Annotated in this window: 5 protein-coding genes and 2 rRNA genes (1 of these 7 cut by a window edge); 5 read left to right on the top strand and 2 right to left on the bottom strand. The window is 69.7% G+C overall.

Translation table 11 applies throughout. The features are described from left to right. Together Pflav_RS27460 and rrf are read left to right on the top strand one after the other, a co-directional pair. A 23S ribosomal RNA gene (locus Pflav_RS27460) occupies positions 1 to 560 on the top strand; it begins 2540 nt to the left of the window's first position. A gap of 79 nt (positions 561 to 639) precedes the next feature. Next, positions 640 to 756: ribosomal RNA gene (gene rrf, locus Pflav_RS27455) — 5S ribosomal RNA — on the top strand. A gap of 99 nt (positions 757 to 855) precedes the next feature. Here the strand turns inward: rrf and Pflav_RS27450 are convergent. Beyond that, on the bottom strand, positions 856 to 1485 hold the full coding sequence (locus tag Pflav_RS27450) for a hypothetical protein (protein ID WP_173039353.1): 630 nt from the start codon (positions 1483 to 1485) through the stop codon (positions 856 to 858). Between the two features lie 71 nt (positions 1486 to 1556). Here Pflav_RS27450 and Pflav_RS27445 point away from each other — a divergent pair, with 71 nt between their 5' ends. Genes Pflav_RS27445 through Pflav_RS27435 form a run of 3 tightly spaced genes read left to right on the top strand, consistent with a single transcriptional unit; the run spans position 1557 to position 5946 of the window. Further along, the gene (locus tag Pflav_RS27445; RefSeq protein ID WP_173039351.1) at positions 1557 to 4172 is read left to right on the top strand and encodes a valine--tRNA ligase; all 2616 of its coding nucleotides are present in this window, start codon (positions 1557 to 1559) and stop codon (positions 4170 to 4172) included. Further along, complete coding sequence (locus Pflav_RS27440; RefSeq protein ID WP_173039342.1) at positions 4169 to 5506, top strand: bifunctional folylpolyglutamate synthase/dihydrofolate synthase; 1338 nt, start codon at positions 4169 to 4171, stop codon at positions 5504 to 5506. The genes Pflav_RS27445 and Pflav_RS27440 overlap by 4 nt, the downstream gene beginning before the upstream one ends. Continuing rightward, on the top strand, positions 5503 to 5946 hold the full coding sequence (locus tag Pflav_RS27435) for a DUF4233 domain-containing protein (RefSeq protein WP_173039341.1): 444 nt from the start codon (positions 5503 to 5505) through the stop codon (positions 5944 to 5946). The genes Pflav_RS27440 and Pflav_RS27435 overlap by 4 nt, the downstream gene beginning before the upstream one ends. Here the strand turns inward: Pflav_RS27435 and Pflav_RS27430 are convergent. Next, positions 5943 to 7277 carry a VOC family protein gene (locus tag Pflav_RS27430; protein ID WP_173039339.1) on the bottom strand — a complete coding sequence of 445 codons (1335 nt, stop codon included), beginning with the start codon at positions 7275 to 7277 and terminating at the stop codon, positions 5943 to 5945. The genes Pflav_RS27435 and Pflav_RS27430 overlap by 4 nt on opposite strands. Positions 7278 to 7297: the final 20 nt, after the last annotated feature.

Genomic DNA, 7297 nt, shown 5'->3' with positions numbered 1-7297 from the left:
GAGCTTGACTGTGAGACTGACGGGTCGAGCAGGGACGAAAGTCGGGACTAGTGATCCGGCACTTGCGTGTGGAAGCGGTGTCGCTCAACGGATAAAAGGTACCCCGGGGATAACAGGCTGATCTTCCCCAAGAGTCCATATCGACGGGATGGTTTGGCACCTCGATGTCGGCTCGTCGCATCCTGGGGCTGTAGCAGGTCCCAAGGGTTGGGCTGTTCGCCCATTAAAGCGGTACGCGAGCTGGGTTTAGAACGTCGTGAGACAGTTCGGTCCCTATCCGCCGTGCGCGTAGGATACTTGAGAAGGGCTGTCCCTAGTACGAGAGGACCGGGACGGACGAACCTCTGGTGTGCCAGTTGTCCCGCCAGGGGCACGGCTGGTTGGCTACGTTCGGAAGGGATAACCGCTGAAAGCATCTAAGCGGGAAGCCTGCTTCAAGATGAGGTATCCCACCCCTTGTGGGTTAAGGCCCCCAGTAGACGACTGGGTTGATAGGCCAGAGCTGTAAGCCTGGTAACAGGTTTAGGTGACTGGTACTAATAGGCCGAGGACTTGACTTACAAAGCTGCTACGCGTCCACTATGCGAATCTGAACCAACAACCAAACCCGTTTGTGGTGGTTGACATGGTTTATAGTGTTACGGCGGTCATGGCGGAGGGGAAACGCCCGGACACATTCCGAACCCGGAAGCTAAGCCTTCCAGCGCCGATGGTACTGCACTCGGGAGGGTGTGGGAGAGTAGGACACCGCCGGACTTCTTAACAATCGAGGCCGTCCCTTCGGGGACGGCCTCGATGTATTTCCGCGGCTAAATCGGCTGGAGATCAGCTCAACCGGGCTGGGAAGAGCGGCTACTAGTCGCGGGTCTGGATCGTGCCGCGGATCTCGCGCAGCAATGCGCCGCCTTCGTCCTGCGTGCGGCCGGGGAGCAGCGCGAGCACCACGCTCCCGTGGTCGGCCCAGCCGCAGACGGTCGTGTTGCCCTCGGGGGCCACGCTCTCGCCGCACTTCATCACGCCGCCCAGGTCGCCGGCGTCCACCTCGTGCAGGTTGTTGACCGCACCGGTGTCGTCGGAGAGCAGCTCGAAGAGCGTGTCGAGGTCCCTTTCCGGCGTCCAGATGAGCGTCGTGCCGCCGAAGAGCAGCACACTTCGATTGGCGTTCGCCGGGTCGTTGTAGACGGTGCCGATGCTCTCATCGAGCTCGATGCGGGCGCCGATCGCGGTGCGCAGGTAGTCAGAGGTCTCCAGAGCCTCCGCGGTCGAGTCGCGGCGCAGGCCAGCGACCTCCGCTGGGGTGTCGAGCGTGGCGTCCTTCTGCTGGACCACCCGCCACGCGGCGCTACCGGCGAAGCCCACGCCGACCAGACCCACCGTGAGCAGCGAACCGAGCACGATCATCCGGGTGCGACGGCGCCGTGGCGAGGTGGCCTCCGGCTCCTCCACGGGCTCGCCGGGTGGAGGCGTCACGTCGATCGGCTGCATTGCGCCACCGTAGCGTAGGGGCAGGTGACTCCGCCCGGAGCCGAGACACGGCGCCTCCGTAGACTTTACGGGTGACCGAAACACCGCAGACCCAGAGCTCCGCGACACCGACGTTGGCCGCCCAGTACCAGCCGGGCGAGGTAGAGCAGCGGCGGTACGAGGCGTGGGTACGTGCGGGTTACTTCAAGACGGACGCGACCAGCGATAAGCCGCCGTTCACGATCGTCATTCCCCCGCCGAATGTGACGGGCTCCCTGCACATGGGTCACGCCCTCGACCACACCATCCAGGACTGGCTCACCCGCCGTAGGCGCATGCAGGGGTACGAGGCGCTCTGGCTCCCCGGCATGGACCACGCCGGCATCGCCACGCAGAACGTGGTCGAGCGCCAGCTCGCCCGCGAGGGGCTGTCCCGTCACGACCTCGGCCGGGAAAAGTTCGTCGAGCGGGTCTGGCAGTGGAAGGGCGAGTCGGGCGGCACGATTCTCGGCCAGATGCGCCGGCTGGGTGACTCGGTCGACTGGGACCGCGAGCGGTTCACGATGGACGAGGGCCTCTCCCGGGCCGTGCTCACCATCTTCAAGCGGCTGTACAACGACGGCCTGATCTACCGCGCCGAGCGCATCATCAACTGGTGCCCGCGCTGCCTCACCGCGCTCTCCGACATCGAGGTCGAGCACAGCGACGACGAGGGCGAGCTCGTCTCGATCCGGTACAGCGACGAGATCGTGGTCGCCACCACCCGCGCGGAGACGATGCTCGGCGACACCGCGGTGGCGGTGCACCCGGACGACGAGCGCTACAAGCACCTGGTCGGCACCGAGGTGGAGCTGCCGCTGACCGGGCGGCGCATCCCCGTGGTGGCCGACGAGCACGTCGACCCGGCGTTCGGTACCGGCGCGGTGAAGGTGACGCCGGCGCACGACCCCAACGACTTCGAGATCGGCCAGCGGCACGACCTGCCCAGCCTCACGATCATGGACGAGCGCGGCGTGATCACCGCGCACGGGCCGTTCCAGGGGCTCGACCGCTTCGAGGCGCGGCCGGCGATCGTCGCGGCGCTGCGCGCGCAGGGCCTGATCGTCGCGGAGAAGCGGCCGTACGTGCACGCGGTCGGGCACTGCTCCCGCTGCAAGACCACGGTGGAGCCGCGGCTGTCGCTCCAGTGGTTCGTCAAGACCGAGCCGCTGGCCAAGGCGGCCGGCGACGCGGTGCGCGACGGGCGGGTCCGGATCGAGCCGGGCGACCTGGCCAAGCGCTACTTCGCCTGGGTCGACAACATGCACGACTGGTGCATCTCCCGCCAGCTGTGGTGGGGTCACCGCATCCCGGTCTGGTACGGGCCGGATGGCGAGATGCTCTGCGTCGGCCCGGACGACAAGGTGCCGACCGGCGAGGGCTGGCGCCAGGACGAGGACGTGCTGGACACCTGGTTCTCCAGCGCGCTGTGGCCGTTCTCGACGTTGGGCTGGCCGGAGCAGACGCCCGACCTGGCCAAGTTCTACCCGACCAGCGTGCTGGTGACCGGCTACGACATCCTCTTCTTCTGGGTCGCCCGGATGATGATGTTCGGGCTGTACGCGATGGACGGCAAGCAGCCGTTTGACGTGATCGCGCTGCACGGCATGGTCCGCGACGAGCACGGCAAGAAGATGTCGAAGTCGTTCGGCAACGTGGTCGACCCGCTGGACTGGATCGAGCGGTACGGCGCGGACGCCACCCGCTTCACGCTCGCCCGGGGCGCCAACCCCGGCGCCGATGTGCCGGTCAGCGAAGACTGGACCCAGGGCTCGCGCAACTTCTGCAACAAGGTGTGGAATGCGACCCGGTTCGCGCTCCTCAACGGCGCGCATCTCGACGGCGACCTGCCGAGCGACCTGAGCCCCGTCGACCGCTGGATCCTCTCCCGGCTCCAGCACGTGATCGGCGAGGTCGACGAGCTCGCTGAGTCGTACGAGCTGGCCAAGGTCTGCGACACGCTCTACCACTTCGCGTGGGACGACGTCTTCGACTGGTACGTGGAGCTGGCCAAGCCGGTGCTCGCCGGCGGTGGCCCGGCGGCCGAGCGCACAAAGCGGGTGCTCGGGCACGTGCTCGACCAGCTGCTGCGGCTGCTGCACCCGGTGATCCCGTTCGTGACCGACGAGCTGTGGACCGCGCTGACCGGCGGCGAGACGGTCGTGACGGCGGCCTGGCCGGTGGCCGTACCCGCGCTGGTGGACGACGCCGCGGAGGCCGAGCTGGCCACGCTCCAGCGCGTGGTCACGGAGATCCGGCGCTTCCGCTCCGACCAGGGGCTGAAGCCGGCGCAGCGGGTGGTGGCCCGGCTCGACGGCCTGGCCGCCGCGGGCATTGGCGGGCACGAGCCGCTGATCCGCTCGTTGGCGCGGCTTGACGAGGCCGGCGAGGACTTCACGGCCACCGCCCAGCTCGCGGTGACCGGCGAGGTCTCGGTCACGCTCGACACGCGCGGCGCGATCGACGTGGCCGCCGAGCGGGCCCGACTGGAGAAGGACCGGGCCGCCGCGCTCAAGGAGGCCGAGCAGACCCGCGCGAAGCTGGACAACCCGGCGTTCGTCGGCAAGGCACCCGAGCCGGTGGTCCAGAAGATCAAGGAACGCCTGGCCGCCGCCGAGGCAGACCTAGCCCGAATCGCCACCGCCCTGGAGGCGTTGCCGACCGCATGAGTACCGAACACACCGAGTTCGAGCAGGTCGAGGCGGAGCTCAATAGCCGGGGCTACACCCGGATGGTCTTCGACCTCGGCCGCATCAAGGAGCTCCTCGACCTGCTGGGCAGCCCGCAGCGGGCGTACCCGTCGATCCATCTGACCGGTACGAACGGCAAGACCTCGACGGCCCGGATGATCGACTCGTTGCTGCGGGCGCACGGGTTGCACACCGGGCGGTACACGAGCCCGCACCTGGAGACCGTGCGCGAGCGGATCAGCCTCGACGGCGAGCCGGTGAGCGAGCGGCGCTTCGTCGCGGCGTACCGCGAGGTGGCCCCGCTCGCCGCGCTCGTGGACGCGCAGGCCGACGAGCCGCTGACGTACTTCGACATGACGACGGCGCTGGCGTTCGCGACGTTCGCCGACGCGCCGGTCGACGTCGCGGTCGTCGAGGTGGGGCTGGGCGGCGCGGAAGACTCGACGAACGTGCTCGACGCGGGCATCGCGGTGATCACGCCGATCGGGCTCGACCACACCGAGTGGCTCGGCGACACGATCGAGGACATCGCGTACGCCAAGTCCGGGATCATCCACAAGGGAGCGACCGTGATCGCGGCGGCCCAGGAGGAGGACGCCGCGCGGCCGATCCTGGAGCGCACCGCCGAGGTCGGCGGCACGATCGCGCGCGAGGGCAGCGAGTTCGGCGTGCTCCGCCGTGCGGTCGCGGTCGGCGGCCAGGTCCTTTCGATCCAGGGCCTCGGCGGCGTGTACGAGGAGGTGTTCCTCCCGCTGCACGGTGCGCACCAGGCGCAGAACGCGGCGGTGGCGCTCGCGGTGGTGGAGGCGTTCCTCGGTGCCGGCGCGTCCCGCCAGCTCGACCCCGAGGTGGTGCGGGAGGGCTTCGCCGGCGCGTCGTCGCCGGGGCGGCTGGAGCGGGTACGCACCGCGCCGACGATCCTGCTCGACGGCGCGCACAACCCGCACGGCATGGCCGCGACGGTGGCCGCGCTACAGGAGGAGTTCGCGTTCAGCCGGCTTGTCGCGGTCGTCGCGGTGCTGGCCGACAAGGACGCGACCGGGCTGCTGGAGCTGCTGGAGCCGGTGGTCGACGCGGTGGTGGTCACCCGCAACACCTCGCCCCGGGCCATGCCCGCGGAGGAGTTGGCCGCGGTGGCGGAGGAGATCTTCGGCGAGGTGCGGGTCGAGGTGGCCGCCGGCATGCCCGACGCGATCGAGACCGCCGTGGCGCTCGCGGAGTCCGACGTGGAGGGCGAGCTGAGCGGCGTCGGCATCCTGATCACCGGTTCGGTGGCGACGGTGGCCGACGCGCGACGGCTGCTGAAGCGATGAGCGAGCAGCGCGGACCTGAGCCGCCGGCGGACGCTTCCGTCGGCGGTGAGCCGCAGCGCTCCGGTCTGCGCAACCCCGTGGCCGCCGCTCGTGGTCTCGGCGCCGGCACGCTGATCCTCGAGACGATCGTGCTGCTACTCGGCATCCAGCCGATTCGTACGCTCGGCGGCGACCTGAGCGGCGCCGCGATCGGCGTGATCGTCGGTGCGGCGGTCGCCTGCGTGCTGCTTGCCGGGCTGCTGCGCCGCGAGTGGGCCTGGTACGCCACAGCCGTACTCCAGGGCCTGCTCATGCTGGGCGGTTTCCTGCACTGGGCCCTGGCCGGCGCGGGGCTGATCTTCGGCCTGGTCTGGCTCTACGTGCTGAACGTCCGCCGCACGATCCTGGCCCCTCCGAAGCGCGAAGGGCCCCCGCCCGGCCAGGACGGCGCGGAAGCCTAGGCTCCGTCGTCGACCGCCTGCCGCGCGGTGGCCTCCTCCTCGCGGTTACGCCACTGGGTGATCGCGATGCCGTGCCCATCCGGGTCCTTGAAGGCGGCCGCCCACAGCTCCAGCTTCGCGCCCTTGTTGACCGGGCGAGGTGCGTACGTGAACTTGACGCCCTTCGCCTTCAGCTCCTCGTGCGTGGCGGTGATGTCGCCGACCTCGAGGTTGAGGTGGACGGTGCGCGGGCCGGCCGGCGAGAGGTCGTTGATGGCGCGGAGCACCAGGCGGGTCTCGCCCGAGGCGAGCACCGCGTTGCCGTCGCCACCGTCGATCTCGTAGAAGCCGAGCATGTCGCGGTAGAACTCGATCGACCGGGCCAGGTCGGTGACGAGCACCGTCACGCCGACGTTGTGGATCGAGCCGCCCCGGCCCGGGTTGGCGCTCGGGTACGTGGACAGCAGGTCGGCGAACTGGTCGTCGTCGGCGACCGGACCGGCGGTCGGCTCGTCCAGGGGCAGGTCCAGCGGGTCGGGCTCCATCGGATCGTCGAGGTCCGCGGTCGAGGGCGCCGGGTCGACGACCGCGGTGGCCGCGCCGTTGCCGTTGCCGTTGCCGTCGCGCTGAGCGCGCCGGGGGAGCGGGACCGTCCGCGATTCGCCGCTCGTGTGCGGCTCCACCACCGTGCCCTCCACAACGAACGGTCCGCCCGGAGTCGGCTGGTGGACCACGACAGGCTCCTCGCGGATACCGTCGTCCAGATCGTCAAGGTCGTCCAGGTCGTCAACGAGGTCGGTGGTGACCGGCTCGTCCGGGCCGCGGCGCGACCACGGCGGCTCATCCTCCTCGAAGAGGAGGTCGTCGGTCTCGGCGCCGTAGTCGCGCTCCGGCTCCATCACGGCCGCGGCCTCGGCGTGGGTCAGTGCCTCGTCCCACAGGATCCGCACGTGGCGCAGGTCGTCGACGGCCACCATGATCGGCAACGTGACGCCGGGGAGCGGCCACTTGGCGACCGGTACCCGCGACTCCCGCACCTTGATCGACGCGGCGGGCAGGCCGGGCGCGTCGATGACGATCTGGAGCTCGCACCGGCCGTATGTGGACGAGGCGGGCGGCTCGGTCGCTGTCATCACGTGCGCTGTACCCGCTACCCACGCGCGGGCGCCGCCACGGATCGTGTTGACCAGCACCATGCTGATCGCCAGCACCAGCACCGCCAGACCGACCGCCACGATCGCCCAGCTCTGCATGCCGGCGCCGAAGAGCATCACGAACACCGCGATCGTGCCCAGCACGGCGGCGACGAGCTTGCGGACCGGTGCGACCGGCCTCCGACGAGCGTCAGCCACAGTGGACCTCCCTCGGGTTA

It is taken from the genome of Phytohabitans flavus (assembly GCF_011764545.1).
In the GTDB taxonomy this organism is placed as follows: Bacteria; Actinomycetota; Actinomycetes; order Mycobacteriales; family Micromonosporaceae; genus Phytohabitans; species Phytohabitans flavus.
Note: the sequence above shows the minus strand (reverse complement) of the source record. Positions and strands in the feature narration are given on the sequence as shown.

Excerpts from the sequence above, each read along its gene's own strand:
- Pflav_RS27440 (WP_173039342.1), top strand. The coding sequence starts at position 4,169 with ATGAGTACCGAACACACCGAGTTCGAGCAGGTCGAGGCGGAGCTCAAT.
- Pflav_RS27435 (WP_173039341.1), top strand. The coding sequence starts at position 5,503 with ATGAGCGAGCAGCGCGGACCTGAGCCGCCGGCGGACGCTTCCGTCGGC.
- Pflav_RS27450 (WP_173039353.1), bottom strand. The coding sequence starts at position 1,485 with ATGCAGCCGATCGACGTGACGCCTCCACCCGGCGAGCCCGTGGAGGAG.